Origin of the sequence: Micromonospora sp. DT178 (assembly GCF_049841695.1) — a bacterium.
In the GTDB taxonomy this organism is placed as follows: domain Bacteria; phylum Actinomycetota; class Actinomycetes; order Mycobacteriales; family Micromonosporaceae; genus Micromonospora.
Genome location: NZ_JBNCKV010000031.1, coordinates 14,981 through 37,716 on the forward strand (window position 1 = coordinate 14,981; position 22,736 = coordinate 37,716).

The window sequence follows — 22,736 nt, forward strand, 5'->3', positions numbered from 1 at the left end:
CGTCAGATGAGCACGCTCCAGGTCACCGGGCCGACGAGGCCGTCGGCGACGAGGCCGTTGCGGCTCTGGAAGCCGCGGACCGCGGTGGTGGTGACCGACCCGAAGCCGCCGTCCACCAGCAGGCTCGCCCCCCGGGCGTTGAGCGCGGTCTGCAGGCCGCGCACCAGGTCGCCGGAGTTGCCCTCGCGCAGGGGCAGCACGAGCGCGGTCCAGGTGATCGGGCCGACCAGGCCGTCGGCGTAGAGGCCCCGGCTGCTCTGGAAGCTGCGCACCGCGCCGGCGGTGACGGCCCCGTAGTTGCCGTCCACCACGACGGAGATGCCGCGCGCCCGCACCAGGTACTGGATCACCCGGGGCACCCACCCCGACGCGCCCTGGCCGACGCTCGGGTAGCCGGTGCTGCCGACGGGAGCCGTCGAGCCGAGGGTGATGCCGCGGTTGGCCAGGAAGACCCGGGGGTCGAGCGAGGTCAGCCGGGGATTGTGGATCTCGAAGTGCAGGTGCGGGCCGGTCGAGTTGCCGGTGGTGCCCATCAGGCCGACCAGCTGGCCGCAGCTGATCTGCTGGCCGTCGCTGACCAGCACCCGGTGCAGGTGGCCGTAGTAGGAGAAGTAGCCGTCGGCGTGGTTGATGTGGACGCTGTTGCCGGTGCGGCCGGCCAGTGGGCCACTCGCCGTGTCGCCGGGGTACGAGTTGGTCTTGATGTCCCGGACGGTCCCGGCGGCGGTGGCGTAGACCGGCGTGCCCTGGCTGTTGGCCACGTCCCAGCCCGTGTGCGTCGGCCGGCTGGGGGTCTTGTAGCCGGAGGTCAGCGTGCCACGCGTCGGGTTGCTCCAGGCGCCGACGGCGGCCTGCGCGGGGCTGGGCAGGCCGACGACCCCGATCCCCACGCCGACGCCGAGCGCCGTGAGAAGGGTGCGGCGCCGGGCCGGTACGTGGCTCAGGCCGGCTGTCTCCGGTGCGTCACACATGTTGCCTCCGATGTTCGTCCCGTAGGGGGCGGTTGGACGATGGAGACCGGATCGTAAATCTTCTATATCGGCCGGGGCAATGGTGAAACTTTCCTACGACCCGTCACGCACCGTCATCCGCCCGGGGTCGGCGAGCCGGAGGTGCTGTGGACCGTATCGTCAACTTGGGGTTGACGGTCGAATGCCGTCAACTTATGGTTGACGCATGACGGAACCAGTGCAGATGAACAACCCGGTACGTCTGGACGACCTGATCCAGGCGATCAAGAAGGCGCACACCGACGCGCTCGACCAGCTCACCGACGCGGTCATCGCGGCCGACCACCTCGGGGAGGTCGCCGACCACCTGATCGGCCACTTCGTCGACCAGGCGCGCCGCTCCGGCGCGTCCTGGACCGAGATCGGCCGCAGCATGGGCGTCAGCAAGCAGGCGGCGCAGAAGCGCTTCGTGCCGAAGGCCGACGAGACGCCGCCCGACCCGCAGCAGGGCTTCTCCCGGTTCACCCCCCGCGCGCGCAACGTGGTCATGGCCTCGCAGAACGAGGCCAGGGCCACCGGGCACGCCGAGATCCGCCCCGAGCACCTGGTGCTGGGGCTGCTCAACGAGCCGGAGGCCCTGGCCGCGAAGGCGATCGTCGCCCAGGGGGTGCCGCTGGAGCGCGTACGCGAGGCCGCGACGGCCGCGCTGCCGCCCTCGACCGCCGAGGTGCCCGACCTGATCCCGTACGACGCCCAGGGCAAGAAGGCGCTGGAGCTGACCTTCCGGGAGGCCCTGCGGCTGGGGCACAACTACATCGGCACCGAGCACATCCTGCTCGCGCTGCTGGAGCACGAGAACGGCGCCGGGGTCCTCAGCGGGCTCGGCGTGGGCAAGACCGCGACCGAGGAGTGGGTGGCGGCGGCCCTGCGGGCCGTGCAGATGCGGGAATGACCGGCCTCAGGGCGCGGCCGGGAAGCCGTAGCGGGCGGCGTGCTCGGGATCCGTCGGGTCGACCTGGCGGATCCCGGCGTCGGCGAGCCGCTTGTTGACCTCGTCGAGCCGCTCGCGGACCAACCGGGCCTCCTCCTCGGTGACCCGGCCCCGGTGCGGCCGGCCGGCGTGCTCGATGGTGCCGTAGTCGACCCGCTCCGCACCCTTGCGGGCCTTCGGCGGGCGGACCCGCTCGGCGGTCTTCAGCAGCTGCGCCATCGGCACGTCGGTCGCCATCGCGTCGAACTCGCTCGCGGTGAGCACCACCCGGCGCGGCTCACCGTCGCCGTGCCGGTCGTGGATCTCGACCACCGCGACGTCCAGCGCGGCGTCGTCGATGCCCTCCACCTCGACCGGGGTGGCGTCCAACCGCACGGGCCCCGCGACCAGGTCAGGGTGCTCCAGGACGACGACGCGGACCACCTCGTCGTCGGGCTGGATGACCGTGCCGCTGAAGTCGGAGACGTGGATCGTCTTCTTGCCCATGCGCGGAGCTTCTCCTGTCGTAGGCCGGGATGCCGGACCAGAAGAAATTACCCGACAGGTGTGCGAAAGCCGCCGGTGGACCGTCCGGGTGTGTCGCGGAGCCCCCCGCCGCGCGCAGCGGTCAGCGGGTGTTCAGGCCGCCGCGCGAGGAGGCGCCGGCGGGCTGCTTGTTCACCTCGCTCCACGGGAGCGCCTCGGTCCCGGCGCGGCGGCCCCGGTACGCCGACTGGGCCGGGAACCGCCCGCCGGCCTCGGTGGCCCGCCAGAGTCGCTCGGGGTCCTGGTGGTACCGGTCGTTCGGCTGATTCGGCATGACCATACCGTCCCAAACAAAGTTGTCCATGTATGAAAGTGAATATGACGACCGATCGATGCGTCCGGTTCCCGTGATCTGCCGCCGTCCCACGAATTCGTGGCCATCGGCGTTCCGGTACGTCTACCCGCTCGCCGCGGCACCCAATCCTCGCGCCGGCGCGCGTCCCCCGGGGCCGGCCCGTCGGGTCGCGGGACGCCCGGTCGCCCGCCCCCGACGGGTTCCGTCACGCGGGGCCGCCGCGCCCGCGTACGGTGATCGTCGGCGAGGCGGGCCGGGCGTCGGCGGTCCGGCCGCCGGGTGACCACCGACGGCCGCGGGGAGGTGACCGGCGATGTCCGACCGGCGGCTGCACCTGCACCTGGCGAGCTGGCTCGGCCAGTGGCCGGCGGGTCCCGGGCTGCACGTGGTCGGCTCGCACCGACGGGCCCGACCGGCCTGGGACGGCCGGCTCCGGCCGGCCGTCGCGGTGACCGCCGGCGCGAGCACCGTGCTCTCGGTGCCCCCCGACCGGGTCGCGGCGGTGCGCGAATGGGCACGGCGGCCGGGCGGGCCGCCGCTTCCGCAACTGCCCGCCGTGGTGGCGGGAGCCGGCTGGGCGGTGCACGACAGCGTGTTCCGGTGGAGCGTGGCGCCGGCCCCACTGCCGGACGTGGGGGAGTGGACACCCCCGAGCGCCGCCGGGCTGCCGTCCTGGCTCCGCGTGTTCGACCGCCCGGTGCTGGTGGTGCGCGACGTCCGGGGGCACTACCTGGCCGGGGTCGGGATCAAGCGGCACGACGCGTACGGCCACGAACTGGCCGTCGGCACCGTGCCGACGGCCCGGGGGCGGGGACTGGCCCGGCGGCTGGTCGCCCAGGCGGCGCGTCGGGTGCTCGCCGAGGGGGCCGTCCCGACGTACCTGCACGACCCCGCCAACACCGCCTCCGCCCGGGTGGCGACCGCCGCCGGCTTCCCCGACCGGGGCTGGCGCTCGTTCGGCGTCTACCCGCCCTGAGCGCGAGCGGGCGGCGGGCGCGGACCGTGGATCCCGGGCCGGATCCACGGTCCGCAGTCTCCCCCAGGTCCGCAGGTGACGTGCGCACCAATCACGCTACGTAACGGTGGTGGTGAAGACAAGGCGCCATGGGTGCGATCCGGGTGTCGAATAGCGGACTTGACCTGCGACTATCCGGAGGATGGCGTCGTGCGGGTCAGTGACGCAGCGTACGAATGAGGTCGAGCACCTGCCGGGTCACCGGGCGCAGCACGCGCAACCGGGACAGCCCCACCAGCCGGTCGACCAACGGCACCGCGCCGTCGATCAGCTGCCGGGTGCGGGCCTGGCCGGGCGAGCGGTCGTAGACCCAGTAGAGCACCACCCCCATGTACGCCAACCAGAGCAGCTCCGGCAGGTGCGGGCGCAACTCCGGGTCGACCCGGGCGGTGGAGCCGTCGAGCGCCTCGGCGAAGAGGCCGATCGCCGCCTCGCGCGGGCCGGACGACTCCGCCGAGAAGGGGCTCAGCGGGGAGGTCGGCTCCGCCGCCGTCTTGAAGAAGCTGGCGGCGAAGGCGTGCGACGGGGTGAGCACGTCGATCCCGGCGTGCATCACCCCGGCCAGCCGGGCGGCGAGGTCGGGTTCCCGGGCGAGCACCGGGCCGGCCGCCGCCCGGTGCTCCGTCTGGGCGCGGGCGTAGAACTCCTGGATCAGGTGTTCCTTGGAACCGAAGTAGTAGTAGGCGTTGCCCACCGCCACCCCGGCCTCCTGGGCGATGGCGCGCATGGTGGTCCGGGCGTACCCGCGCTCGCGGAACAGCCGCATGGCGGTGTCCAGGATGAGCTGCCGGGTCTGCTCGCCGCGCGCGGTCGCCGGCTCACCCGCAGCGGTCGTCGGCGCAGTCTGCTCGGTCATCGGGGTCACCGTATCCCGCCAGGTGGTCGCCCGGCTCCGCCCACGGGTCGCGAACGCGTTCGCGGACCGAGGCGGCGGCGGCGACCACCCGCCGGGCGAGGGGGAGCAGGTGCGGCCGGGCCAGCCGCTCGGCGGTGCCCCGGTGGTCGACCAGGGCCCAGAGGCAGGCGAACCAGGCGCCGTCGCCCGCGTACACCTCGCCGGTGTCCGCGACCACGGTGAGGTCGCGCAGCGTGGCGTCGTGGTCCAGGCCGGGGAAGCGCCGCCGGGCCTCGGCCGAGCCGGCCGGCACGAACTCCAGGGGTACGAGCTGGGCGCGGGACGCCAGCCAGCGCCGGGCGGACCGGCAGAGTGGGCAGTGCGCGTCGTAGAGGACCGTGAAGCCCCGGACGCCACCGCCCCCGTGCGCGGTGGCGTCCGGGAATCCGCCCGACCCGCCGGTGGGCCGGGTGGTCATCGGACCGGCGGGCTGCCGGCCGGCCCCGTCTCCGCCCCCGGACCGGCGGGGCGCTGACCGGTGGGGTGCGGGCCGGCCGGGTGCGGCCCGGTGGGGTGCGGGCCGGCGGGGTGCGGCCCGGCGGAGTGCGGCCCGGTGGGGTGCGGGCCGGCGGGGTGCGCGCCGGCCGGGTGCGGGCCGGCGGGGTGCGCGCCGGCCGGGTGCGGGCCGGCGGGGTGCGCGCCGCGCGGCGCGGGCGGCATCGGCAGCCGGCCGACCGGCGCGAGCGGCGGGTGGGTGGCGAACTGGCGCAGCCGGCCACGGCGGTACCGGCCGAGCGCGAAGACGTTGAAGAAGTGCAGCGCGCCGAGCACCAGCAGCACCAGGCCGATCTTGAGGGAGAGCTCCTCCATGGCCTGGGCGGTGGACCCGACCGGGTCGGGGTGCTTCATCGCCACCGTGACGTAGCCGAGGTTGAGCAGGTAGAAGCCGACGACGAGCAGGCTGTTCACGGCCCTGGCCAGCCGTTCGTCGGCGAAGACCTCCTCCAGGAAGACCAGCCCGTTGCGCGACAGCGCCCGGGCCACCCAGACGGTCAGCCCGATGCTGATCGCCAGGTAGACCAGGTACATCCAGACCTTCGTGTCCATCGCCGACGCCTCTCTTGAACGTGTTCAAATCTTGTCGCCTCAGCGTAGGCGACTTCTTGAACGCGTTCAAGTGGCTCTCGTGGCCGTCGGCGTGGCCCGGCCGGGCGGGGATCGGTATGGTCGAGTCGCGCCGGTGCCGGCGCGTCCTTCGACGGTGAGGCGGTCATGGACCGGGGCGAGCGGAACGCGGAGCCGGGGCGGGCGGTCCTGCGCCCGGCCGGTGAGATCGACATGGCCACCGCCGGCGAGTTCGAGGCGACGCTCACCGAGGCGCTGCACCGGCCGGGTGTCCGGGAGGTCGTCGTCGACCTCGCCGACGTGCGGTTCCTGGACTCCAGCGGCGTACGCGTCCTGGTGCACGGCGTCTCCGTCGGCCGCGCGCGCGACGTGACGCTGCGGGTGACCGGCCCGCAGCCGGGCGTGGCGCGGGTCCTGCGGATCACCGGGGTCAGTACCCTGCTCGGGTTCGCCGACTCCGACGCCGGTCGGCCCGTCGCGCGCGGGTGGCGCGGGCTGGACTGACCGGCTCAGGGCTCCGAGTTCGCCGACGCGGCGGCGGACCACTCGACCAGCAGCAGGGTCGCGTCGTCCTGCTGCGCCCCGCCCTGGTGTTCCCTCACCGCGTGACCGAGGCGGCGCAGCGTCTCCGCGGCCGGCAGCCCGGAACCGATGTGCCGTTCGGCGAGGTCCGCGAGGCGGGACAGCCCGAACATCTCGCCCGCCGCGTCGCGTGCCTCGGTCATCCCGTCGGTGTGCAGCAGCAGCCGGTCACCGGGCTCCAGCCGGGTCTGTGCCACCTCGACGCGGCCGTCGGGCAGGCCGAGCGGAAGCCGGCGGCCCCCGGCCAGCTCCCGCACGGCCCGCCCCCGGCGCAGCAGCACCGGCGGCGGGTGCCCCGCGTTGACGTACCGCAGCAGTCCGGAGCCGGTGTCGAACTCGGCGAGCACCGCGGTGACGAACCGCGCGTCGTGCCACTGGCCGGCGATCGCGGCGTCCACCGCCCGGACCAGGCCGGGCAGGTCCGAGCCGGCGCGCCGGGCCGCCCGCAGCGCCGCCAGCGCCACCGAGGTGGTGAGCACCGCCGGCAGGCCGTGCCCGACCCCGTCGAGGATCGCCAGTGTCACCCTCCCGTCCTGCACCGCGTAGTCGAAGGCGTCCCCGCCGACCTCGTAGCAGGGCTCGAGCAGGGCGCTGAGCACCACCTCCGAGGTGGCGAAGGTCAGCGGCGGGAGCAGGTGCCAGAGCAGCTCGGCGGAGACCCCCATCGGCCGGCTGCGCCGCGCCCGGTGCAGAACGTCCCCGTAGTCCCTCTTGCTGGTGACCAGATGACCGACCAGGCCGGCGATGAGCCGGCAGCCGTCGCGGAGCGCCTCGTCGGCGAGGTCGGCGTCGACGGGCGGGAACACCTCCAGCAGCCCGAGCCGGTCGGTGCCGTTGACGATCGGCACCCACAGCCGGGGCGGCGGCCCCTGCCCCGCGTGCACCTCGACCTGGGTGAAGGCGCGCCCGGCCAGGCTGGTGTCGATCGGCAGCAGCTCCGCCGCCGCCCGCCCCGTGCCGGGCAGCGGGCGCAGGCCGTGCTGCTCGGCGTCGACCAGGTGCACGGTCGCCGTCACACCCAACGGCCGGAGCACGGCGTCGACCGTGGCCGCGAGCTCGTCCGGGGGCAGCCGGTGGGACCGGGACACCAGGTCGGCCAGGGCCCGGTGCCACGGGTCGGTGGCGGTCATGCTGTCGCATACCCCGGCCGGGCCCGGTCGAAGCCGGCCGGGCCCGGCCGGGAGCGAACCGCCACCCGACGGCGCGTACCCGTTGGCCTCAGCCGGCCAGGCCGAGCACCTCGGCGGCCGCGCGGCCGCAGGCGTGGCTCGCGCCGTACGTGGTGACGAACGCCCGCACGCCGGCCGGGCGCCACCGCGAGGGCCAGCCCATCTCGACCACGGTCACCGGGTGCTCGGCGGCCAGCGCGGTCACCAGCTCCGCCCCGCCCGGCAGCCGGTGCAGGTGGCGGCCGACCAGCACGATCGGCCGGTCCCCGGCGAGCTGGCGCAGGGCGGCCGGCCCGGTCTCGGTGGCAACCACCCGCAGCTCCTCCGCGCCGTCCAGGTGCGGCCCGAGGCCCCACGGCACCCGCCCCTCGGCGATGGTCGACGCGGCGTGCAGTTGGACGATCAGCGGGCGGTCCAGGCCGGTCAGCTCCCCCTCCACCCGGACGGCGCGGCGCGCCGCCGCGTACCCGAGTCCGTCGGGGGCGGTCGACGTCGCGCCGGCGGCCCGGGTCCAGGCGGCGAGCGCGGCGGCGCGGCCGGCCGCCTCCTCCACCCGCGCCCGGTCCAGGCGGCCGTCGCCGAGCGCGCCGACGATCTCCGCGACCACCCGCTCGACCAGCTCGGCGTCGACCTGGGCGCCGATGCACAGCAGGTCGGCGCCGGCCGCGAGGGCCCGGACGGCGGCCGGACCGACCCCGCCGGCCGCCACCGCGGCGCCCTTCATCTCCAGCGCGTCGGTGATGACCGTGCCGGTGAAGCCGTACTCGCCGCGCAGCAGGTCGACCAGGACCGCCCGGCTGAACGTGGCGGGGCCGTCGCCGGTCAGTGCGGGCACCCGGATGTGCGCGGTCATCACGGCTCGCGCGCCGGCCGCGACGACCGCGGCGAACGGCGGCAGGTCGCGCCGGCGCAGCACGTCGAGCGGCACGTCCACGGTGGGCAGCTCGTAGTGGGAGTCGGCGACCGTCGCGCCGTGCCCCGGGAAGTGCTTGGCGCAGGCGGCGACCCCGGCGGCCTGGAGGCCGGTCACGGCGGCGGCGGAGTGCGCGGCGACCCGGGCCGGGTCGGCGCCGAACGAGCGGGTGCCGATCACCGGGTTCTCGTCGGCGGTGTTGACGTCCACGGTCGGCGCGAGGTTGACGGTGACGCCGAGGGCGGCCAGCTCCGCGCCGATGGCCTCGTAGACCCGGCGGGTCAGCGCCACCTCGTCGATCGCGCCGAGCGCCGCGTTGCCCGGGTACGGGCTGCCGGTGGCGTGCGCCAGCCGGGTGACGTCGCCGCCCTCCTCGTCGATCGCGATCAGCACGTCCGGGCGGCCGGCCCGCAGGGCGGCGGTGCTCGCCGCCACCTGCCCCGGGTCGTGGACGTTGGTGCCGAACAGGGTGTGCCCCGCGAGCCCCTCGGCGACCAGGTCGACCGCCCAGCCCGGGGGAACCGGCCCCGGGTACGCGGCGAGCAGCGTGCCGAGCGCGAGCCGGCGCAGTCCTGGATCCAGCCCCACGTGATCTTCCCCTTTCGTCCCCGCGGCACGGAAGTCGTACCGGCGGGGGTCGGTGACGTACCGGGTCGGCCGACCACCCCGCTCCCGGGCGGCCGATACGCTGTCGGCTACCCGCTCGCAGGTCGGTTTACAGTTAGCAAGGTTTACCAAAACTAGAGGACGTGGCATGAGTGCGACCCGGCTGCCCGGCACCCCCCGCCTGTTGCGGGCGCTGAACGACCGCGCGGCGTTGGAGCTGCTGCTGGAGCGGGGGCCGCTGACCCGGGCCCGGCTCGGCGAGCTCACCGGGTTGTCCAAGGTCACCGCCTCGCAGCTCGTCGAGCGGCTGGAGGAGCGGGGCCTGGTCACCCGGGTCGGCGAGCAGGCCGGCGGGCGGGGGCCCAACGCCCAGCTCTACGCCGTGCGGCCCGGCAGCGCGCACGTGGTCGGGGTGGACGTGGGCGCCGACCGGGTGGTGGCCGCCTGCGCGGACATCACCGGGGCGGTGATCGGCCGCGTCGAGCAGTCGACCCACGACACCGACGACCCCGTCGGGGTCGTGCACAACGCAGTCGTCCAGGCCGCGAGCAGCGCCGGGGCGCAGCTGTCGAGCGTACGGCGGATCGTGCTGGGCACCCCGGGCCTCGTCGACCCCGGCACGGGCGACATCACGTTCGCCTTCAACCTGCCCCGCTGGCACACCGGTCTGCTCGCCGCGCTCCGGGACGACCTGCACACCCCGGTGGTCTTCGAGAACGACGTGAACCTGGCCGCCGTCGCCGAGGCGCAGTCGGGCGCGGCCCAGGGGCTGACGGACTTCGTGCTGGTCTGGGTCGGCGCCGGCGTCGGCCTGGCGATCGTGCTGGGCGGGCGGCTGCACCACGGCAGCAGCGGCGCCGCCGGCGAGATCGGCTACCTGCCGGTGCCCGGCGCGCCCATCCCGCGCGACGTGTCCCGCCGGGCGAAGCCGGCGTTCCAGCAGCTGATCGGCGCGGACGCGGTCCGCGACCTGGCCCGCGCGCACGGCTACCCGGACGACAGCGGGGCCGCGGCGGTACGGGCGGCGGTGGCCGACGGCACGGCGGGCGGTCCCATGCTCGACGAGGTGGCCCGCCGGCTGGCGCTGGGCGTGGCGAGCACCTGCGTGGTGCTGGACCCGCCGCTGGTGGTGCTCGCCGGCGAGGTCGGCCAGGCCGGCGGGGCGGCGCTGGCCGAGCGCGTGCAGCACGAGGTCGCGGCGATCACGCTGGTCCGACCCCGGGTCGTGCCGACGGGGCTGACCGAGGAGCCGATCCTGCGGGGGGCGCTGCGTACCGCCCTGGACGCCGTCCGCGACGAGGTCTTCGGCTCGACCGTCGGCTGACCGGGGCCGGCCGCCCACCGGCGCGGACCGCGCGCCGGCTCGCCCCGCCGACCGGGGTCGGCGGGGTCGGCGGCGTCCGGGCGTCATGTGAAGGAATATTTCATCGCCGGCCCGGATACTGCAAGGACTTGCCGCACCCCCGGCCGGGCGTCACATCAGGTCGCGGCGGCGGAACGCCGCGAAGGCGGCGGCGGCCAGCGCGCCGGTCAACCCGAGCAGCAACAGCAGCGCCGGCTGCCAGGTCACCACGTAGAGGCCGTCGCAGGAGGCGGTCGACCCGGTGGCGCACGCCCGGTAGTCCCAGAACTCGACCCGGCCGTTGAGCAGGGCCGCCGCGTAGCTGGAGAGCATGTACCGGTCCACCTTGACGACTTCCAGGATCTCCATCACCAGCCGGGCGCCCAGCTCCCACACCACCAGGTAGCCGGCGATCGCGCCGAGCGCCGCCGAGGTGTGCCGGCCCAGGGTGGCGACGGCGAAGCCGACCACGGTGAGCAGCAGCACCAGCAGCATGCCGCGGCCCCAGGTCGCGCCCAGCGAGCCCCAGAACTCCCCGTTCAGCCGCCCCGGCCGCCCGGCGAACGCGGCGATCAGCCAGAACGTCCCGAGGTACGCCGCCGAGGCCAGCACGGACAGCAGCGCCGTCCCGCCGAGCAGCGTGCCCAGCTTGGTGCCGAGCACGGTCATCCGCCGGGGACGCCAGAGCAGCAGGTTGACCACGCCGCCGGAGTTCAGGTCGGCGCCGATGTAGGAGGCGCCGACCAGGAACCCGAAGAGCGCGAGGAAGGCGATGAGGAAGTAGAGCAACGCCCCGGCCTCCTCGGCGAAGGTGAACACCCCGAGGAGGAAGTCGGCCGCCACGGGCGCCCGCTCCATCTGGGCCGGGTCGACCTCGCTGCAGTCGTCGGGGACGTACTCCCGCACGTCGTCCGGCTGCACGGCACCGCGCTGCCGGTCCAGGCAGAGCTGGTGGGTGCGTTCCAGGTCGGCGCGCGCGGCGGCGGCGGCCCGCTGGGCGTCGAAGACCTCCTGGGCGGTGGGCCGGTGGGAACTCGCCAGGGTGGTCGCCGCGGTGACGCCGAACGCGAGCACCAGCAGGACGAGCATGAGCTGCACGAAGCGCCGGGCGCCGAGACGCTCCAGTTCGGCACGGACCAGGTTCACGCGTCCACTCCCCGCACGTCGAGGTCGATCACCGGTTCGGCGGGCCCGCCGTCGGGCGACACCGAGTCGTCCACCTGCCGGGGCAGCGTCGGGTGCGCCGCCGTGCCGGTCAGTTCGAGGAAGACGCTCTCCAGGTCGGGCCGCAGCGGGGTCAGCTCGCGTACCCACAGGCCCGCCTCGCCGAGAGTGCGGCTGACCTCGGTGGCGTCGTCCACGTCGCCCACCACCAGGTGGTCGTCGTGCCCGGTCGCCGCCAGCCCGGCCGCCGTCAGCAGCTCCACGGCCCGCTGCGGATCGTCCACCCGCACCAGCAGCTCGTGCCGGTCGAAGCCGGCCAGCACCTCGTCGACGCGCCCGGCCGCCACCCGCCGGCCCCGCGAGATGATCGTCACGTGGTCGCAGATCAGCTGGATCTCGGCCAGGATGTGGCTGGAGACCAGCACGGTCACGCCGGCCTGCGCCAGCGAGCGCATCAGGTCCCGCATCTCCCGGATGCCGGCCGGGTCCAGCCCGTTCGCCGGCTCGTCCAGGATCAGCAGCTCCGGGTCCTTGAGCAGGGCGGAGGCCACCGCCAGCCGCTGCTTCATGCCCAGCGAGTAGCCCTTGACCCGCTCGTCGCCCCGGTCCCGCAGGCCCACCTGCTCCAGCACCTCGTCGACCCGGGCGGTCGGCACGCCGCCGGCCCGGGCGAGCAGGCGCAGGGTCCGGTGACCGGTGAAGTTGCCGAAGAACTGCGGGCTCTCCACGATGGCCCCGACCCGCCCGGCCACCAGGGGCAGCCCGTCCGGCGAGGGGACGCCCAGCACCGTCATCCGGCCCGCGTCGGCCCGCACCAGCCCGAGCAGGGCGCGCAGCGTGGTGGTCTTGCCCGACCCGTTGGGGCCGAGGAAACCGTGGATCTGGCCGGCCTCCACCAACAGGTCGAAGCCGTCGACCGCCACCCGGCGGCCCTGCCGCACGCTGTGGAAGGTCTTGCGCAGACCCTCGATCTCGATGACCGCGCTCATCCGCGCGGCTCCGTGCTGCGACCGGGCATGGACCGTCCTCCGGTTGTGGTGACCAACGACACGGCGCCCCACCCTATGGCCGGAGCGCCGCCCGTGGGGGGAGCCCCGGCGTTGCGTGGTTGGATGGTCGGGTGACTGGGGACGAGGATCTGGTGGTCAGCCTCGACGGCGTCGGCGTACGCCGGGCTGGCACGGCACTGCTGCACGACGTCGACTGGCGGGTCGAGCTGGACGAGCGCTGGGTGGTGCTCGGGCCGAACGGCGCGGGAAAGACGACCCTGCTCAACCTCGCCGCCGGCCGGCTGCACCCGACCACCGGCACCGCCCACGTGCTCGGCGAGCGGATCGGCCGCACCGACGTCAACGAGCTGCGCACCCGCATCGGGCTCTCCACCGCCGCGCTCGCCGAGCGGGTGCCCGCCGACGAGCGGGTCAGCGACGTCGTCGTCACGGCCGCCTGGTCGGTGGTTGGTCGCTGGCGGGAGAGCTACGACAGCAGCGACGAGGCCCGGGCCCGCGCCCTGCTGGGCCAGCTCGGCATCGGGGGCCTCGCCGAGCGCACCTACGGCACCCTCTCCGAGGGGGAACGCAAGCGGGTGCAGATCGCCCGCGCGCTGATGACGGACCCGGAGCTGCTGCTGCTCGACGAGCCGGCCGCCGGGCTCGACCTGGGCGGGCGCGAGGACCTGGTCGCCCGGCTGGCCGAGCTGGCGTACGACCCCGACGCCCCGGCGCTGGTGCTGGTGACCCACCACGTCGAGGAGATCCCGCCCGGCTTCACCCACGCGCTGCTGCTGCGCGAGGGTGGCGTGGTGGCGCAGGGGCTCCTCGACGACACGCTGACCGGGGACAACCTCTCCAAGACCTTCGGGCTGCCGCTGGTGGTGCAGCGCTCCGGCGACCGGTTCACCGCCCGCGCCGCCTGACGGGGAGCTTGCGATGCGGCAGACCCGGGTCGTCGTGGTGGGCAGCGCCAACATGGACCTGGTGGGCACCGCCCCCGCCCTGCCCCGCCCGGGGGAGACCCTGCTCGGCACCGACTTCGTCATGGTGCCCGGCGGCAAGGGCGCCAACCAGGCCGTCGCCGCGGCCCGGGCCGGCGCCTCCTGCGCCTTCCTCGGGGCGATCGGCTCCGACTCGTTCGGCGTCACCCTGCGGGCGCGGATCACCGCCGCCGGGGTCGACACCGGCCAGCTCCGCACGACGTACGGCACGTCGGGGGTGGCGCTGGTGATGGTGAACGCCGAGGGCGAGAACGCGATCCTGGTCAGCCCGGGCGCCAACGCCTCGATGACCGGCCTGACCGAACCGGAGCTGACCGCCGTACGCGGGGCGGACGTGCTGCTCGCGCAGCTGGAGATCCCGGTCGCGACGGTGACCGAGGCGGCCCTTGCCGCCCGGGCGGCCGGCACCCGGGTGGTGCTCAACGCCGCCCCGGCCGTGCCGGTGCCGCCGGAGCTGCTGGCGGCGACGGACCTGCTGGTGGTCAACGAGACCGAGGCGCAGGCGCTCACCGGGCGCGGCCGGGACGAGCCGTCGGCCCTGCTCGACCTGGCGCCCCGGGCGGTGCTCACCCTCGGCGCGGAGGGTGCCTGGTACGGGGACCGGGACGGCACCGCCGTGCACGTGCCGGCGGTCAAGGTCGACGTGGTGGACTCCACGGCCGCCGGGGACGCCTTCACCGCCGCGCTCGCGGTGGCCTGGGGCGAGGGCCGGGACGTGGTCGACGCGGTGCGCTGGGCGGCGGCGGCCGGGGCGGCCTGCGCCCGCCGGCTCGGCGCCTCCGTGGCGCTGCCCACCCGGGCCGAGATCGACGAGCTGTACGTCCCCGCCTGATCCGGCCGACCGGCCACGGGCCGTAAGTCCCAGGGCGCCGTAAGTCCCAGGGTGCCGTACGTCCAGGGTCAGGCCTCGGCGTCGTCGGTGAGCTTCTCGCCCCGGCGGCGGAGCATGCCCAGCCCGGGGATGCCGGCGACGGCGAGCTTCAGGTCGCGGGTGACGTCGAGCAGGTCGTGCAGGTCCGGGCCGACCCGGTCCAGGGTGGCCAGGATCGGCAGGATGTCCGCCGTCAGGTGCTGCTTGAGCTTCGGCAGCTCGTCGACGAGCCGGATCGCGGCGTTCACCTCCTCGTGACTGAGCTGCTCGACGAAGCGGTTCGCCATCGGGGCGCCCCGGCGCAGTGCCGGCTCGTACGCCGTCAGCAGCTCGGCGGCGGTGGCCGCCGCCTCCGCCGCGGTGCCCACGGTGCCGGCGGCCCGTACGGCCACCGCGTCGGCCTCGGCGACCACCGCACCGGCCGTGCGGGACACCTTCTCCGCCTCGCCGACGACGACGGCCGCGGCGGCGGCCACCTCGGTGGCCGTCTCGATCGCGGTGGTCGCGGCGGCGCTGATGACCGCCACCTCCCGCACCGCGCCCTCGGCGTCGGTGAGCACCCGGTCGGTGCGGTCGAGGGTCTGCTCGATCCGGTCCACCACGCCGTCGATGCGGTCCACCATGCCGTCGACCCGCTTCAGCAGGGCCTCCACCGAGTCCAGCACGGCGAACGCGCGGGCCGGCACGGCGGCGAACGAGGCCGCCGAGCCGAGGGCCTGGTCGAGGACGGAGCGGGTCAGACCGACGACCGCGGCGGGCCGGGGGAGGGGAATCACCATGGCATCCAGTGTGCGTCGCCCGCGCCCGTGCCGCCGGACAGGGCGGCGGGCCCCGGGGTCAGGAGTCCGTGTACTGCTCCACCGCGCGCTGCACCGCCCGGTAGATCTGCCCGAACCGCAGCGCGTCCGGGGTGCGCAGCAGCAGCACCTCCCGGCCGTGGTGCTGGACCCAGAGCTCGTGCACCTTGCTGCCCCGCTCGTAGGAGCGGTCGAGCCAGCCGAGGGGGATCTCCAGGAAGGGGGCCAGGGCCAGCGCGCCGACGACGCACGCGGCGAGGATGACCAGCGCCAGCTGCCACTCGCCCCGGTCCTGCGCCGACCAGGCCAGCGAGAGCACGCAGACCACCGCGACCAGCGGAGGCAGTGAGAGGAGCAGGACCAGGACGCCGCGACCCAGCACCCGTCCCCGTACCGCCAGCGTCTTCGGGCCCTGCGCGTGCCAGACGTACGTCACGTCGGCGATCGCCACGGCGTGGCCCCCGGCCCGGATCGACTCCGACGTCACCTGCACCGCGTCGTCCCGGTAATAGATGGTCATCACTAAGCCTAACCACTGCCGGCCGGGTCGCGCCGCTCGCGCGGCCCGCTCCGGCGGGGGTGGCGCAGGGCGCGGCGGTGCCAGGCGGGGCAGTGTCGCGCGGAGGTGCAGGTCGGGCGGGCCGTGCCGGACCGGGTGGTGTCGCGTCGGCCCCTTTGGAGCTGAATCGTTCATGACATCGCCCTGTTGGTCGCTGGCGCTCGTCGGTAGGCCGGAGTGGCTGAATCGTCTACGTCATCAGCTTCAAAGGGCGCGCGAGGCGTACTGCCGCTGCCGTGCGACGGGTGCACCCCGTCCGCCTCCGGACCGGCGCTCACCGCAACCGCAACGGTGTCGGAGCGGCGTCAGAGCGCCGCCGCAACGGCGTCGGAACGACCCCGGAGCGGCTCCCGGGAGCCCGCCAGGGCGGCTGTCGAGCTGCCCCGTTCATGGGACCGCTCGGGGCGTGCGAGCCAGGGGCGACCGGCGCGCCTGCCCCGTCGGGCGGGGCAGTTCGACAGCGCGGGCGGTAGGCCACCTTGCCCGACGAGGGCCTCAAGGCCCGCGTCGCCAGCGCGTCGTCCGGCCGGTCCGGGGCGGGTCCGAGTCGGTCCGGGCCGGGTCCGAGTCGATCCGGGGCGCTAACGTGACCGGTCATGACGGAGCAGGAGCGCAACGTCGAGGTGGTCCGCCGCTACCTGCGGACCTTCGTCACCAAGGACCTGGCGGAGTTGCGCGCGGTGGTCGACGAGGACGTGCTGATCTACGGCTCCGGTGCCGGGGTCCGGGGGCGGCACCACGTCGAGGGGGCCGTCGCGTCGCCGGGGCTGACCGTGCTCGACCAGGAGATCGTCGAGATCTTCGCGGCCGGCGACCGCGTGGTGGTGTCGTTGGCGCAGACCTACCGGCGGGACGCCACCGGCGCGACGGCGGTGCAGAGCGCGTGCAAGATGTACCGGCTGGCCGGCGGCCGGATCGTGCAGTTCTGGGGCGAGCAGGACCTCTTCGGACTGCTGCGCGGCCTGGGCATGCTGCCGGACGGGCCGATCGGGTTCTAGCGGCGGCGGGGCGACACCGGCTGGCCGGCCTCGACGGCCCGCTGCACCGCCCGGTAGATCTGGCCGAAGCGCAGCGCGTCACCGGTGCACAGCAGGCGCACCGGCTGGCCGCGCCAGCGGGCCCAGATCTCCAGCTGCCGGCTGCCCCTGGCGTACGAGCGGTCGAGGTGCTCGAAGAGGAAGTCGGCGACCGGGCCGACCGCGAGCCCGATCAGCACCGAGGCGCCGACGATGGCGATGGTGACGGTCAGGGAGCGGTCCAGCCAGAGCGCGAACGCGATGCCGAGCGCGGCGGCGACCAGGGGGCCGGCGAGCGCCGCGCCGATCGCGCCGCGGCCGACGAGTACCCGCCAGGACCGGCTGCCGCGCCGGTGCCAGACCATGCTGATGTCGGCCAGCCGGAAGGTCCGGCCGTCCACCCGGACGGCGGTCGAGGTGACCTGCACGGACCTGTCGTCGTAGTACGTGATCATGGCGGTACTCCCGGTGGCGGGCCTGACACCACACTACTTACCCCAACGATCCGGGCCGTAAGGTTGGCACGCGACTTCGACGAGGAAGTGAGGGCCAGCGTGGGCGAGTTCGTGCGGTTGGAGACCAAGGACGGCATCGGCACCATCCGGCTGGAGCGGCCGCCGATGAACGCCCTGAACACCCAGGTGCAGGAGGAGCTGCGCGCCGCCGCCGCGGCGGCCACCGCCGACCCGGGCGTCCGCGCCGTCATCGTGTACGGCGGGGAGAAGGTCTTCGCGGCCGGCGCGGACATCAAGGAGATGGCCGACATGTCCTACGTGGACATGGCGGACCGGGCTGCCGGCCTGTCCAGCGCGCTCGGCGCGATCTCCCGGATCCCGAAGCCGGTCGTGGCCGCGATCACCGGCTACGCCCTCGGCGGCGGCTGCGAGCTGGCGCTGGCGTGCGACTGGCGGGTGGTGGCCGAGGACGCCAAGCTCGGGCAGCCGGAGATCAAGCTCGGCATCATCCCCGGCGCCGGCGGCACCCAGCGGCTGGCCCGCCTGGTCGGCCCGGCCCGCGCCAAGGACCTGATCATGTCCGGCCGGATGGTCGACGCCCAGGAGGCCCTGCGGATCGGCCTGGCCGACCGGGTCGCCCCGGCGGCCGAGGTCTACGACACCGCGGTCGAGCTGGTCCGCCCGTACCTCACCGGTCCGGCGCAGGCCCTGCGCGCCGCCAAGCTCGCCGTCGACGCCGGTCTGGACATGGACCTGAACTCCGGCCTGGCCTGGGAGAGCCAGCTCTTCGCGGCGCTGTTCGCCACCGACGACCGGCGCGAGGGCATGGCGGCGTTCGTGGCGAAGCGCAAGCCGGACTTCACCGGTCGTTGACCGGTCCGGGCCGGCGGGGCGACCCGCCGGCCCAGGCACCGAGCCGAGAAGTGTTCACATTGCGCCTACCGGTGAGTAGCGTGTGACTCCGGCCATGCGGACGAAGGGAAGAGCGGGATGACGGAGCGGATCGAAGGTCACGGCGGGGAGCTCGCGCTCGCGGCGCTGCGCGCGTACGGGGTGCGGGAGATGTTCACCCTCTCCGGCGGGCACGTCTTTCCGCTCTACGACGCCGCGCACAAGACCGGCTTCCCCATCTACGACGTGCGGCACGAGCAGTCGGCGGTCTTCGCCGCCGAGGCGGTGGCGAAGCTCCAGCGCCGACCCGGCCTCGCCGTGCTCACCGCCGGCCCCGGCGTCACCAACGGCATCTCCGGGCTGACCAGCGCGTACTTCAACGCCTCGCCGGTGCTGGTGCTGGGCGGCCGGGCCCCGCAGTTCCGCTGGGGCTCGGGCAGCCTCCAGGAGATGGACCACCTGCCGCTGGTCGCCCCGGTCACCAAGCACGCCGAGACGGTGTTCAGCCCCGACGACATCCCGCGCGCGGTGACCGCGGCGCTGACCACCGCGCTCACCCCGCACCGGGGCCCGGTCTTCCTCGACTTCCCGCTGGAGGCGGTCTTCTCGGTCTCCGACGCCGAGCTGCCCGCGCTGCCGGGCATCGCGCCGGTCGAGCCCGACCCCGACGAGGTGACGAAGGCGGCCGGCCTGATCGCCGCCGCGAGCCGCCCGGTGATCATCGCCGGCTCCGACGTCTACGCCGGGGACGCGGTCGACGCCCTGCGGGCCGCCGCCGAGTCGCTCCAGGTGCCGGTCTTCACCAACGGGATGGGCCGGGGCGCGCTGCCGCCGGAGCACCCGCTCGCCTTCGCCAAGGCCCGTCGCGTCGCGCTGAGGGGCGCCGACGTGGTCGTGGTGATCGGCACTCCGCTCGACTTCCGGCTCAGCTTCGGCGACTTCGGCGACGCCCAGGTGGTGCACGTCGTCGACGCGCCCAGCCAGCGGGCCGCGCACGTGCAGCCGGCCGCCGCCCCCGCCGGCGACCTCCGGCTGATCCTCACCGCGCTGGCCGACCACCCGGGCGACCGGGCCGACCACGCCGACTGGATCGCCGAGCTGCGTACCGCCGAGGACGCCGCGAAGGCCCGCGACGCCGAGGAGATGTCCGCCGAGACGGACCCGATCCGGCCCGCCCGGGTCTACGGCGAGCTGCGCAAGGTCCTGGCCCGCGACGCCATCACCATCGGCGACGGCGGCGACTTCGTCTCGTACGCCGGCCGCTACCTGGAGCCCGCGCAGCCCGGCACCTGGCTCGACCCCGGCCCGTACGGCTGCCTCGGCACCGGCATGGGCTACGCGATGGGCGCCCGCGTCAGCCACCCCGACCGGCAGATCTGCGTCCTCATGGGCGACGGCGCGGCCGGCTTCTCGCTGATGGACGTGGAGTCCCTGGCCCGGCAGAAGCTGCCGGTGGTGATCGTGGTCGGCAACAACGGCATCTGGGGCCTGGAGAAGCACCCCATGCGCGCCATGTACGGCTACGACGTCGCCGCCGACCTCCAGCCGGAGCTGCGCTACGACCACGTCGTGAGCGCCCTGGGCGGGGCCGGCGAGACGGTGGCGAAGGCCGGCGACCTCGGCCCGGCCCTGCGGCGGGCGTTCGACGCCGGCGTGCCGTACCTGGTCAACGTGCTCACCGACCCGGCGGACGCGTACCCCCGCTCGTCGAACCTGGCCTGAGCCCGGCCCGCCGCCGTCGCCGGGAGGCCGGCGACGGCGGTGTGGGTTCAGGCGCCGGGCGTGGACCCCTCGGGGCGGTCCTCCTCGCGCGGCGGCTCGCCGTCGCGCCGGCGCATCTCGTCCTCGCGGCGGCGCAGGTCCTCCTCCCAGCGGCGGAACAGCTCCCCGTCCTCCTGCCGGGAGCGCTCGCCCAGCGAGCGGAGGAACTCGGGGTCGTCGTCGGGGGCGACCGGGCGGGGCCGCTCCCGGGGCGGCAGGATCCGGCCCTTCGGCGTTCCGCCGGCGGGTCGCCCGGGGACGCGCTCGCGACCGGCGGCGAACCAGGCGAGGGAGCCGAGCAGGGGGAAGAACAGGATGATCAGCACCCAGGCGATCCGGGGCAGGGCTTTGATCTCGCCCTCCTCGGCGGAGAGGCAGCTGATCAGCGCGCAGACGGCGAGGACGATCTGCACGACGAAGAAGAGGACGTAGAGCCGGGCCATGGGTCAATGATGGCCCACCGGCTCCCGTCAACCCAGTCCGCGCGCCGCCAGGAGGGTGCCGAGCAGCGCGAAGCCGGCGGTGGCGAGGGCGACCAGGGGCAGCGACCGTCCGTAGCCGGGAGGCGGACCGCTGCCGGTGGCCCGCCGCCAGCAGACCGTCAGCGCCGCGCCCCAGCCCAGCACAGCGACCCCGGCGACCAGCGCGCCGAGCGTCCCGCCGGCGGGCGGGCCGGTGAGCGCGAGCCGCACGGTCAGCACCATGATCACGGTGAGCGCCAGCGCCGTACGCCGCCAGGCCAGCCGGGTCCGCTCGGGTTGCAGTCCCGGGTCACGCGCCGGCCCGTCCCGCCGTGGCGGCTCCGCCTGGTGGCTCACGGGCCGCCGACCGCCCGGGCCAGCACCGCCGCCACCAGCAGCAGCGCGCCGAGACCGACGGCGAGGGCGAGCACCGCCGGGAAGCGGGAGGCGGGCAGCTCCTCGCCGAGCCGGATGGCCCGCTCCGTACGCGCCCAGTGGTCGACCGCCCGCACGGCGACCGCGCCGCCGAGCAGCAGCAGCGCGACGGCGATCACCTCGCGCAGGTGCGCCAGCGGCAGGGGCGGCAGGAACTGCGCGGCGGCCAGTCCGCCCGCGACCAGCGCCAGCCCGGTACGCAGCCAGGCCAGGAAGGTCCGCTCGTTGGCCAGCGAGAAGCGGTAGTCGGGGGTGCTGCCGACCGAGCGCAGTTCGCGCGGGTCGAACCATCGCCTGATCGCCTGCCACACGTGGCTATTATCCGTTTCCGTCCGGTCGTAGCCTGGAGCGGTGACGGATCTTGACGTGACCACGCTGCGGAACGCGTACGACGAGCAGTTGCGGGCGCTGGTGCCCGACCCGTTGCCGGCCGGGGTGGCGGTGGAACGGGACGGCCCGCTGATCCGCGTCCTCGGCCTCGACCACGGCGGCTTCCTCACCTACCGCGACCTCGGCGGGCTGACCGGCGCGGCGCTGGACGGGCTGATCGCCCGGCAGGTGGAGACCTTCCGGGCACGCGGCGAGTCGGTCGAGTGGAAGCTGCACGGCCACGACGAGCCAGCGGACCTGCCGGACCGGCTGCGCGCGGCGGGATTCGTCCCGGAGGAGCGGGAGACCGTGATGATCGGGCCGGTCGCGCCGCTCGCCGCCGCGCTCCCGGTCGTCCCCGAGGGCGTACGCCTGCGCGAGGTGACCGCCCGGGCGGACCTGGACCGGATCGTGGCGATGGAGGAGGCGGTCTGGAACTCCGACCGCGGCCACCTGGCGACCGGTCTGGAGAAGGAGATCGCCGCCGACCCGCAGTCGATCACCGTGGTGGTGGCCGAGGCGGGCGACGAGGTGGTCAGCGCGGGTTGGGTGCGGTACGTGCCGGGGACGGGGTTCGCCACGCTGTGGGGCGGGTCGACGCTGGCGCCGTGGCGCCGCCGGGGCATCTACCGGGCGCTGGTTAACCATCGGGCCCGGCTGGCGGCCCAGCGCGACCGCACGCTGCTCCAGGTGGACGCCTCCGACGACAGCCGGCCGATCCTTCAGCGGCTCGGTCTCGTCCCGGTCACGACCACCACCCCGTACGTCTACACTCCGTGATCATGGAGCAGCGGTTGACGGAAGACGAGCGGCTGACCCTCAAGACGGGCGCGTTCGGGGCGGTGTTCCTGGTGGCCAACGCGGACCCGGGGATGCTCGCCCTGTTCCGGGAGAGCTTCGCCGCCTCCGGCGCGATGGCCGACAGCAGCGGGGTGGTGAAGGAGGCGCTGACCAGCGGTCCGTTGCCGAAGCTGCCCAAGGACTCGGCGCTGGAGATCGAGTCGGTGGTGCTGCCGGCGTTGGGGCGGTCCGTGCGGATCCTGCGCGACAAGTCGCCCGGGGACGTGGCGGGCTACCGCGAGGTGGTGCTGTCCGCGGCCGAGCGGGTGGCCGGCGCGCACCGGGGGGTGGCCCCGGCGGAGGCGGCCGCCATCGCGCGGATCAGGGACGCGCTGGATCAGCCGGCGTGAGCCGCTCCGGCGACCAGAGCGCCCGGACGGTGGCCCGCACGCACCGGTCGCGGAGCCGGCCGCAGGCGCACCGGTACGCCTCGGGTCGGGTCCGGCGGCAGCGGTGCCGCGGGATGTCGGGACGGCCGAATTTGGCTTTTTCTGACATTTCGTGACACCTCCTGTTTCGCCAGATTACCCGCCCGCAGGGCCGTCGGTGAGCTGTGTCACCCTGAGGGCGCCGGAGGCGGATGCTACTGGCAGGTAACATTGCGCCGTGGGCAACTGCACAGCACCGCGCGGTTGACCGGCGTCAACGGAAGCGCGAGGCTGCGCCCCAGACCGGGCGAGCGATCGCAACACCAACAGGAGGGTCGTCGAAGCGCGATGAACATCGTCGTACTCGTCAAGCAGGTGCCTGATTCGGGCGCGGACCGCAGCCTGCGT

General features: G+C 74.9%; 27 protein-coding genes. 11 read left to right on the forward strand and 16 right to left on the reverse strand.

What is annotated here, in order from left to right; all coding sequences use genetic code 11:
* Nucleotides 1-2 precede the first annotated feature (2 nt).
* Complete coding sequence (locus ACLQ22_RS31400) at nt 3-971, reverse strand: peptidoglycan DD-metalloendopeptidase family protein (RefSeq protein ID WP_425695501.1); 969 nt, start codon at nt 969-971, stop codon at nt 3-5.
* Nucleotides 972-1,176: 205 nt separating this feature from the next.
* Between ACLQ22_RS31400 and ACLQ22_RS31405 the strand changes: the two genes are divergently transcribed.
* Nucleotides 1,177-1,902 (forward strand): Clp protease N-terminal domain-containing protein, encoded by a 726-nt coding sequence (locus ACLQ22_RS31405; RefSeq protein WP_425695502.1) that lies wholly within the window; start codon nt 1,177-1,179, stop codon nt 1,900-1,902.
* A gap of 6 nt (nt 1,903-1,908) precedes the next feature.
* Here ACLQ22_RS31405 and ACLQ22_RS31410 read toward each other — a convergent pair whose 3' ends face one another.
* The gene (locus ACLQ22_RS31410) at nt 1,909-2,427 is read right to left on the reverse strand and encodes a hypothetical protein (protein WP_132240844.1); all 519 of its coding nucleotides are present in this window, start codon (nt 2,425-2,427) and stop codon (nt 1,909-1,911) included.
* Between the two features lie 121 nt (nt 2,428-2,548).
* Nucleotides 2,549-2,740 carry a DNA repair protein gene (locus ACLQ22_RS31415; protein ID WP_425695503.1) on the reverse strand — a complete coding sequence of 64 codons (192 nt, stop codon included), beginning with the start codon at nt 2,738-2,740 and terminating at the stop codon, nt 2,549-2,551.
* A 334-nt stretch (nt 2,741-3,074) separates the two neighbouring features.
* Here ACLQ22_RS31415 and ACLQ22_RS31420 point away from each other — a divergent pair, with 334 nt between their 5' ends.
* A complete protein-coding gene (locus ACLQ22_RS31420; protein WP_425695504.1) occupies nt 3,075-3,737 on the forward strand; it encodes a GNAT family N-acetyltransferase in 663 nt (220 codons plus the stop codon).
* A gap of 196 nt (nt 3,738-3,933) precedes the next feature.
* Here ACLQ22_RS31420 and ACLQ22_RS31425 read toward each other — a convergent pair whose 3' ends face one another.
* Genes ACLQ22_RS31425 through ACLQ22_RS31435 form a run of 3 tightly spaced genes read right to left on the reverse strand, consistent with a single transcriptional unit; the run spans nt 3,934 to nt 5,718 of the window.
* A complete protein-coding gene (locus ACLQ22_RS31425) occupies nt 3,934-4,632 on the reverse strand; it encodes a TetR family transcriptional regulator (RefSeq protein ID WP_121396225.1) in 699 nt (232 codons plus the stop codon).
* Nucleotides 4,595-5,089: a thiol-disulfide oxidoreductase DCC family protein gene (locus tag ACLQ22_RS31430; RefSeq protein WP_425695505.1), complete on the reverse strand. Its 495-nt coding sequence runs from the start codon at nt 5,087-5,089 to the stop codon at nt 4,595-4,597. The genes ACLQ22_RS31425 and ACLQ22_RS31430 overlap by 38 nt, the downstream gene beginning before the upstream one ends.
* Complete coding sequence (locus ACLQ22_RS31435; RefSeq protein ID WP_425695506.1) at nt 5,086-5,718, reverse strand: hypothetical protein; 633 nt, start codon at nt 5,716-5,718, stop codon at nt 5,086-5,088. Before ACLQ22_RS31435 ends, ACLQ22_RS31430 begins: the two co-directional genes overlap by 4 nt.
* Before the next feature lie 165 nt (nt 5,719-5,883).
* Between ACLQ22_RS31435 and ACLQ22_RS31440 the strand changes: the two genes are divergently transcribed.
* Entirely contained in the window at nt 5,884-6,240 is a 357-nt protein-coding gene (locus ACLQ22_RS31440; protein ID WP_425695507.1) for an STAS domain-containing protein, read from the forward strand.
* 5 nt (nt 6,241-6,245) lie between these two features.
* On the opposite strand, the gene ACLQ22_RS31445 is transcribed toward ACLQ22_RS31440, so the two are convergent.
* Nucleotides 6,246-7,448, reverse strand: coding sequence for a PP2C family protein-serine/threonine phosphatase (locus ACLQ22_RS31445; protein ID WP_425695508.1), 1,203 nt, complete (start codon nt 7,446-7,448; stop codon nt 6,246-6,248).
* Nucleotides 7,449-7,536: 88 nt separating this feature from the next.
* Entirely contained in the window at nt 7,537-8,988 is a 1,452-nt protein-coding gene (locus tag ACLQ22_RS31450) for a glycoside hydrolase family 3 N-terminal domain-containing protein (RefSeq protein WP_425695509.1), read from the reverse strand.
* Between the two features lie 166 nt (nt 8,989-9,154).
* Between ACLQ22_RS31450 and ACLQ22_RS31455 the strand changes: the two genes are divergently transcribed.
* The gene (locus tag ACLQ22_RS31455; protein ID WP_121396220.1) at nt 9,155-10,330 is read left to right on the forward strand and encodes an ROK family transcriptional regulator; all 1,176 of its coding nucleotides are present in this window, start codon (nt 9,155-9,157) and stop codon (nt 10,328-10,330) included.
* Between the two features lie 150 nt (nt 10,331-10,480).
* Here ACLQ22_RS31455 and ACLQ22_RS31460 read toward each other — a convergent pair whose 3' ends face one another.
* Together ACLQ22_RS31460 and ACLQ22_RS31465 are read right to left on the reverse strand one after the other, a co-directional pair.
* Nucleotides 10,481-11,494 carry an ABC transporter permease subunit gene (locus ACLQ22_RS31460; RefSeq protein WP_425695510.1) on the reverse strand — a complete coding sequence of 338 codons (1,014 nt, stop codon included), beginning with the start codon at nt 11,492-11,494 and terminating at the stop codon, nt 10,481-10,483.
* Nucleotides 11,491-12,501, reverse strand: a complete 1,011-nt coding sequence (locus ACLQ22_RS31465) for an ABC transporter ATP-binding protein (RefSeq protein ID WP_425695511.1) — start codon at nt 12,499-12,501, stop codon at nt 11,491-11,493. The genes ACLQ22_RS31460 and ACLQ22_RS31465 overlap by 4 nt, the downstream gene beginning before the upstream one ends.
* Nucleotides 12,502-12,620: 119 nt before the next feature.
* Here ACLQ22_RS31465 and ACLQ22_RS31470 point away from each other — a divergent pair, with 119 nt between their 5' ends.
* Nucleotides 12,621-13,427 carry an ABC transporter ATP-binding protein gene (locus tag ACLQ22_RS31470; protein WP_121396217.1) on the forward strand — a complete coding sequence of 269 codons (807 nt, stop codon included), beginning with the start codon at nt 12,621-12,623 and terminating at the stop codon, nt 13,425-13,427.
* Between the two features lie 13 nt (nt 13,428-13,440).
* Complete coding sequence (locus ACLQ22_RS31475) at nt 13,441-14,337, forward strand: ribokinase (RefSeq protein ID WP_425695512.1); 897 nt, start codon at nt 13,441-13,443, stop codon at nt 14,335-14,337.
* 68 nt (nt 14,338-14,405) lie between these two features.
* Here the strand turns inward: ACLQ22_RS31475 and ACLQ22_RS31480 are convergent, their stop codons facing one another.
* Together ACLQ22_RS31480 and ACLQ22_RS31485 are read right to left on the reverse strand one after the other, a co-directional pair.
* The gene (locus ACLQ22_RS31480; RefSeq protein WP_425695513.1) at nt 14,406-15,155 is read right to left on the reverse strand and encodes a hypothetical protein; all 750 of its coding nucleotides are present in this window, start codon (nt 15,153-15,155) and stop codon (nt 14,406-14,408) included.
* 58 nt (nt 15,156-15,213) lie between these two features.
* Nucleotides 15,214-15,693, reverse strand: coding sequence for a DUF6232 family protein (locus ACLQ22_RS31485; RefSeq protein ID WP_425695514.1), 480 nt, complete (start codon nt 15,691-15,693; stop codon nt 15,214-15,216).
* Between the two features lie 635 nt (nt 15,694-16,328).
* Between ACLQ22_RS31485 and ACLQ22_RS31490 the strand changes: the two genes are divergently transcribed.
* Nucleotides 16,329-16,730 (forward strand): nuclear transport factor 2 family protein, encoded by a 402-nt coding sequence (locus tag ACLQ22_RS31490; RefSeq protein ID WP_121396213.1) that lies wholly within the window; start codon nt 16,329-16,331, stop codon nt 16,728-16,730.
* Here the strand turns inward: ACLQ22_RS31490 and ACLQ22_RS31495 are convergent.
* The gene (locus tag ACLQ22_RS31495) at nt 16,727-17,203 is read right to left on the reverse strand and encodes a DUF6232 family protein (protein ID WP_121396212.1); all 477 of its coding nucleotides are present in this window, start codon (nt 17,201-17,203) and stop codon (nt 16,727-16,729) included. The genes ACLQ22_RS31490 and ACLQ22_RS31495 overlap by 4 nt on opposite strands.
* A gap of 99 nt (nt 17,204-17,302) precedes the next feature.
* Between ACLQ22_RS31495 and ACLQ22_RS31500 the strand changes: the two genes are divergently transcribed.
* Together ACLQ22_RS31500 and ACLQ22_RS31505 are read left to right on the forward strand one after the other, a co-directional pair.
* Entirely contained in the window at nt 17,303-18,076 is a 774-nt protein-coding gene (locus tag ACLQ22_RS31500) for an enoyl-CoA hydratase/isomerase family protein (protein WP_366638203.1), read from the forward strand.
* Nucleotides 18,077-18,193: 117 nt separating this feature from the next.
* Complete coding sequence (locus tag ACLQ22_RS31505) at nt 18,194-19,816, forward strand: acetolactate synthase (protein ID WP_425695515.1); 1,623 nt, start codon at nt 18,194-18,196, stop codon at nt 19,814-19,816.
* A 47-nt stretch (nt 19,817-19,863) separates the two neighbouring features.
* Here ACLQ22_RS31505 and ACLQ22_RS31510 read toward each other — a convergent pair whose 3' ends face one another.
* From ACLQ22_RS31510 to ACLQ22_RS31520, 3 genes are read right to left on the reverse strand one after another with little or no spacing between them, the layout of a single operon-like run.
* Entirely contained in the window at nt 19,864-20,298 is a 435-nt protein-coding gene (locus ACLQ22_RS31510) for a PLD nuclease N-terminal domain-containing protein (protein WP_425695516.1), read from the reverse strand.
* Between the two features lie 27 nt (nt 20,299-20,325).
* Nucleotides 20,326-20,673, reverse strand: a complete 348-nt coding sequence (locus ACLQ22_RS31515) for a DUF202 domain-containing protein (RefSeq protein WP_425695517.1) — start codon at nt 20,671-20,673, stop codon at nt 20,326-20,328.
* A complete protein-coding gene (locus tag ACLQ22_RS31520) occupies nt 20,670-21,062 on the reverse strand; it encodes a YidH family protein (protein WP_425695518.1) in 393 nt (130 codons plus the stop codon). Before ACLQ22_RS31520 ends, ACLQ22_RS31515 begins: the two co-directional genes overlap by 4 nt.
* A 40-nt stretch (nt 21,063-21,102) precedes the next feature.
* Here ACLQ22_RS31520 and ACLQ22_RS31525 point away from each other — a divergent pair, with 40 nt between their 5' ends.
* Nucleotides 21,103-21,900: a GNAT family N-acetyltransferase gene (locus tag ACLQ22_RS31525; protein ID WP_425695519.1), complete on the forward strand. Its 798-nt coding sequence runs from the start codon at nt 21,103-21,105 to the stop codon at nt 21,898-21,900.
* Nucleotides 21,901-21,902: 2 nt separating this feature from the next.
* On the forward strand, nt 21,903-22,310 hold the full coding sequence (locus tag ACLQ22_RS31530; RefSeq protein ID WP_425695520.1) for a hypothetical protein: 408 nt from the start codon (nt 21,903-21,905) through the stop codon (nt 22,308-22,310).
* Nucleotides 22,311-22,736 lie beyond the last annotated feature (426 nt).

Coding starts and splice junctions, on each gene's coding strand:
- ACLQ22_RS31400 (WP_425695501.1), bottom strand. CDS start 971: ATGTGTGACGCACCGGAGACAGCCGGCCTGAGCCACGTACCGGCCCGG.
- ACLQ22_RS31405 (WP_425695502.1), top strand. CDS start 1,177: ATGACGGAACCAGTGCAGATGAACAACCCGGTACGTCTGGACGACCTG.
- ACLQ22_RS31410 (WP_132240844.1), bottom strand. CDS start 2,427: ATGGGCAAGAAGACGATCCACGTCTCCGACTTCAGCGGCACGGTCATC.
- ACLQ22_RS31415 (WP_425695503.1), bottom strand. CDS start 2,740: ATGCCGAATCAGCCGAACGACCGGTACCACCAGGACCCCGAGCGACTC.
- ACLQ22_RS31420 (WP_425695504.1), top strand. CDS start 3,075: ATGTCCGACCGGCGGCTGCACCTGCACCTGGCGAGCTGGCTCGGCCAG.
- ACLQ22_RS31425 (WP_121396225.1), bottom strand. CDS start 4,632: ATGACCGAGCAGACTGCGCCGACGACCGCTGCGGGTGAGCCGGCGACC.
- ACLQ22_RS31430 (WP_425695505.1), bottom strand. CDS start 5,089: ATGACCACCCGGCCCACCGGCGGGTCGGGCGGATTCCCGGACGCCACC.
- ACLQ22_RS31435 (WP_425695506.1), bottom strand. CDS start 5,718: ATGGACACGAAGGTCTGGATGTACCTGGTCTACCTGGCGATCAGCATC.
- ACLQ22_RS31440 (WP_425695507.1), top strand. CDS start 5,884: ATGGACCGGGGCGAGCGGAACGCGGAGCCGGGGCGGGCGGTCCTGCGC.
- ACLQ22_RS31445 (WP_425695508.1), bottom strand. CDS start 7,448: ATGACCGCCACCGACCCGTGGCACCGGGCCCTGGCCGACCTGGTGTCC.
- ACLQ22_RS31455 (WP_121396220.1), top strand. CDS start 9,155: ATGAGTGCGACCCGGCTGCCCGGCACCCCCCGCCTGTTGCGGGCGCTG.
- ACLQ22_RS31465 (WP_425695511.1), bottom strand. CDS start 12,501: ATGAGCGCGGTCATCGAGATCGAGGGTCTGCGCAAGACCTTCCACAGC.
- ACLQ22_RS31475 (WP_425695512.1), top strand. CDS start 13,441: ATGCGGCAGACCCGGGTCGTCGTGGTGGGCAGCGCCAACATGGACCTG.
- ACLQ22_RS31480 (WP_425695513.1), bottom strand. CDS start 15,155: ATGGTGATTCCCCTCCCCCGGCCCGCCGCGGTCGTCGGTCTGACCCGC.
- ACLQ22_RS31485 (WP_425695514.1), bottom strand. CDS start 15,693: ATGACCATCTATTACCGGGACGACGCGGTGCAGGTGACGTCGGAGTCG.
- ACLQ22_RS31490 (WP_121396213.1), top strand. CDS start 16,329: ATGACGGAGCAGGAGCGCAACGTCGAGGTGGTCCGCCGCTACCTGCGG.
- ACLQ22_RS31495 (WP_121396212.1), bottom strand. CDS start 17,203: ATGATCACGTACTACGACGACAGGTCCGTGCAGGTCACCTCGACCGCC.
- ACLQ22_RS31505 (WP_425695515.1), top strand. CDS start 18,194: ATGACGGAGCGGATCGAAGGTCACGGCGGGGAGCTCGCGCTCGCGGCG.
- ACLQ22_RS31510 (WP_425695516.1), bottom strand. CDS start 20,298: ATGGCCCGGCTCTACGTCCTCTTCTTCGTCGTGCAGATCGTCCTCGCC.
- ACLQ22_RS31530 (WP_425695520.1), top strand. CDS start 21,903: ATGGAGCAGCGGTTGACGGAAGACGAGCGGCTGACCCTCAAGACGGGC.